Below are 4,294 nucleotides of genomic sequence, written 5' to 3' on the forward strand. Positions count from 1 at the left end.
ACATTTGTATATTATCCCAGTAGGCTTCGCCTAAAAAATTGGAAACTAAAGGAATACCATGGTTAATACTAACAGGAAATTATGTGCAAATATAAGTTTTATATTTGTACGAAATTTAGGTAATTAATTTCTCTTATCTTTGTTACACAAATTATTTAATAGAATCTGCAATTTTTATTAATTCATCTTTTCCAAATGCTCCTCTTCCTGATAATCCGTAAAGCACTCCATTATTCTCCCAATCCATACTTCTATTATCAGATAATACTGCATCTTTACCATTAACTTTTACTTTTTCAATTTTTCCATCTGTTCCACTTGCATATTTAGTTTCTTGGTCAGCAAATCTTTGCTGCATAGAAATACACTTTCCTGTCTTTTCATTAGTAAAATATAAATTAATATATTTTTTATTTATGATTCCATCTTCATCTTTAAAAAACTCTGCTCTATCAAACTTATAACCTTTTGGCAAATATGAAGGCAGCTTAACATTAAAACAAGTATATTTATTTAAGCTACTAGAATCTTTAACTGTTACAATATTTTCCTCATCTTTTGCTTCTTCAGCCTTTTTTTCACTTATTGTTACTATCTTTCCATTTTTAATATCAACAATCTGTTCTCCTGATTTTGTATATATTTTTCCAGTATTTTTTGTAATCACTGTTACAGGATTTTTATTTTTATCAAAGACTTTACCTTCCAAATTGGTTGGAACCACCATTTCTGAAGGACCTTCTGATTGTTCCACTGTTATATGACCTAAAGATATTTTGTTTATTACTTTTTCTGCGAAACCTTTGGCAAAAGAAGTTTGACTAAAAACACCACATACTATTACAAAGGATGCTGCAGCAGCAGTAATTTTTCTTACTTTATTTGAATTTTTCATAACATTCTCCCCTTTATGCTGATTTATATTATTTAAAGTTTTTTTAAATACAGCTTCTTTATTACTATCTTTACTAAAATCCTTATCCGATAAAGTTTTTCCAAGCTTTAAAATTTCATTATATTCTTGTTCTTCACGTTCATCTGTATGTTCTATACCATTAAAATAAGCGTCCATATCTATTGAAAATTTATCTTCTATACTTTTTTTATTCATAGCTATACCTCTCTTTCCATTTCTACTTTAAGCTTTTTCATTACCCTATAAAGTATTACTCCCACATTACTTTCTGTAAGCTCTAAAATTTCTGCAATCTCTTTATTTTTTAAGTTTCCTCCAAATTTAAGTGCTACCATATTCCTCTCTTTGCTGTTTAAAACCTTTAATGCCTTTGAAAGTTTATCATTAGTTTCAGCTATTAATACTATATCTTCTGGATTATTTTCTCTTGATATTAATTCTTTAATTTTATCTATAGAAAATAGCCTATGCTTCTTTAAACTTCTAAAATAATCATTCACTACATTTCTAGCTATAGCAAACATCCATACTTCGAATGGGGACTTACTTTTAGAATATGTGTCCATTTTTAGCATTATCTTTTCAAAGACCTGACTTGTTAAATCTTCTGCTTCCTCATTAGAATTAATTCTATAATATATATAGTTATATATTCTTTTGTAGTAGGTTTCAAAAATATAGGTTAAATCTAATTCTTTATTTTGCCTTTTGTCTAAAGAATTAGATAAAACAACCTGCTCCATACTTTCAAACACCTCCTTTTCCTATTTCTTACTTAGCTAAGTAATTACATATGTTAATACGTACAATTCATTGTTTCATTACATAGATTTTTTTAAACTTAAAAAAATCTATGTAAATGCTTAAAATTAGCTATCTATTTATGTTATTAAAAAGTATCTCTCTCTTCCATTTAATATCATATACTTTAATTATAGTAAATTAAAATTTTTTACCAAATTATAGATATACAACATCATAATTAAATTTTACATTGATTCTATGAATAGTAAAATTTAATTTTTATTTTATAATAAAATTAAGATTTTCAAATTGGATATCTATATCTAATATATAAATAGCATCTGTTGCACTAAATAAACTATATACAATACGTTGCTTGGCAAATTAAAAGCCGACACAATATATTGTAGTATTACTCTTAATGCAACAACTCACTTGTCCTATAAATGTCCTTTCTAATACTACGATTATTACTTACCATTAATGGACAAGGAAAATAAATTCATTTTTATTAAATAAATTACAATTTTAATTGATTTGTATTTGCTTATAGATTAAAATTAAATTAATTGCAAAATATTGATTATATTCAATATTTTGTAAAAAGATTTGAAAGGATTGGTAAGCAGTATGAAAAGAAACATGTTATCACTTATTTTAACTGCAACTATTATTTCTGGATCTAGCTGCTTTAGCGGAGTATTTGCTAAAGAGTTAAATGCGGACAAACATCTTAATAATGAAAACAACACTATTGAAGAGCTTCAAGGAATGAGTACTTCAAAATCAATTTTCCAAGAAGATAAAAAACAAAATGTATTTTTGCAAGGAAAACTATCAGATAAATTAGAATTAACAAATGAAAGTATAATTTCATATCTTGAAAAAAATGAATCACTATGTAAAACTATGAATGGTAAAAATAACTTTAAAGTAGAATCCATGGAAAAAGATAAGTTAGGATATACTAAAGTTAAACTTAATCAAGTAATTAATAATACTCCTATAAAAGGAAGCGAAATCATATTACACATTGATAAAGATGGAATTGTTAGAAATATAATAGGAACTGTTAATAATTCATATAAAAAAATGCCTCTTCCTAACCTTATTGAATCTAATAAAGCAGTAGAAATATCTAAAAAATTATTTAATTATAAATCCTTAAACGAAACTCCAAAAATTGAAAAACAAATTGTAATTAAAAACAATCTACCTATTTTGGTATATAGTGTAAATATCTATTACACAGAACCACAAATAGGAAACTGGAATATAATTATAGATGCAGCATCTGGAAAAATACTTAATAAAATAAGTAATATAAGATATGATGGAGCTGCAACAGGTACAGGAAAAGCAGTTGATGGAAGTGAAAAACCTCTTAATTTATATAAATTTGCTAATTTCTATAATTTGATAGATACTACAAAACCAATGCCTGGTAAAATAAAAACTTATTCAACTAATAATACTCATTTTGAACCAGGGATTATAGTTACAAATACAAGTAATACTTTTAATAATGAAAACTTTAAAGCATCTGTTAGTGCACATTATAATGCAGGTGTAGTTTATGATTTTTACAAAAATATATTTGATAGGAATAGTATAGATAACCATGGTATGACTATAAAATCTACAACACATTATGGAATAAAATATAATAATGCCTTTTGGGATGGAAAGCAAATGGTTTATGGTGATGGTGATGGTAAAACTTTTACTTATTTAAGTGGAGATCTTGATGTTGTTGCTCATGAATTAACTCATGGTGTAACATCTAATAGTGCAAACTTAAAATATGAAGATCAATCAGGGGCTTTAAATGAATCTTTTTCAGATGTATTTGGAGTACTAGTTCAAACTTACGATAGATATAATGTTAAAAATAATGGAGAATGGAAATTTGATGCTAAAGATTGGGTAGTTGGAGATGAAATTTATACACCTAATAAACCTGGTGATGCTTTAAGAAGTCTTGCAGATCCTACACGTTTTGGTCAACCTGATAACATGAAAGATTATGTAAATACAACAGATGATAATGGTGGCGTTCATAAAAATAGCGGAATACCTAATAAAGCAGCCTTCTTAGTTGCAAAAGCTATAGGATGCGATAAAACAGCACACATTTATTACAGAGCACTTACTGAATATTTAACATCTAATTCAGATTTTTCTAATGCAAAAAATGCTTTAGTATCTGCAGCCTCAGATTTATACGGAAATGACGGAAGCGAAGTATCTGCTATAAAAAACTCATTTGATTCTGTTGGAATTAAATAAAATTTATATTACTTAATGGGGTGAGTTAGGCATCTGAAAGAAAATAACATATGATCTTGTTATTTTTTTAAGATGCCTTAAACATTCTATAATAAAATCATTTTTTGTATGATTAATTTGCATAAAAAAAACACTAAGCAAAATACTTAGCGTTTCTTAATCCCTGAAAATTAAACAGAGCTATTAAATAAAACCTTCGAAGTAGAATTACCTACTTCGTCGACTCCTTAGAAAGGAGGTGATCCAGCCGCAGGTTCTCCTACGGCTACCTTGTTACGACTTCACCCCAATTACTAACCCCACCTTCGGCCGCTGGCTCCTTACGGTTACCTCACGGACTTCGGG

Annotated in this window: 3 protein-coding genes and 1 rRNA gene; 1 reads left to right on the forward strand and 3 read right to left on the reverse strand. The window is 27.4% G+C overall.

Annotated features, from left to right (window positions below):
• Positions 1–151: 151 nt before the first annotated feature.
• Together HBE96_RS18045 and HBE96_RS18050 are read right to left on the reverse strand one after the other, a co-directional pair.
• The gene (locus HBE96_RS18045) at positions 152–1,111 is read right to left on the reverse strand and encodes a DUF4367 domain-containing protein (protein WP_169299112.1); all 960 of its coding nucleotides are present in this window, start codon (positions 1,109–1,111) and stop codon (positions 152–154) included.
• A 2-nt stretch (positions 1,112–1,113) separates the two neighbouring features.
• A complete protein-coding gene (locus HBE96_RS18050) occupies positions 1,114–1,659 on the reverse strand; it encodes a sigma-70 family RNA polymerase sigma factor (protein ID WP_169299113.1) in 546 nt (181 codons plus the stop codon).
• Positions 1,660–2,290: 631 nt separating this feature from the next.
• Between HBE96_RS18050 and HBE96_RS18055 the strand changes: the two genes are divergently transcribed.
• On the forward strand, positions 2,291–3,949 hold the full coding sequence (locus tag HBE96_RS18055; protein WP_169299114.1) for a M4 family metallopeptidase: 1,659 nt from the start codon (positions 2,291–2,293) through the stop codon (positions 3,947–3,949).
• A gap of 231 nt (positions 3,950–4,180) precedes the next feature.
• On the opposite strand, the gene HBE96_RS18060 is transcribed toward HBE96_RS18055, so the two are convergent.
• Positions 4,181–4,294, reverse strand: a 16S ribosomal RNA gene (locus HBE96_RS18060); the annotation flags it as partial.

Origin of the sequence: Clostridium muellerianum (assembly GCF_012926525.1) — a bacterium.
GTDB lineage: Bacteria > Bacillota > Clostridia > Clostridiales > Clostridiaceae > Clostridium_AM > Clostridium_AM muellerianum.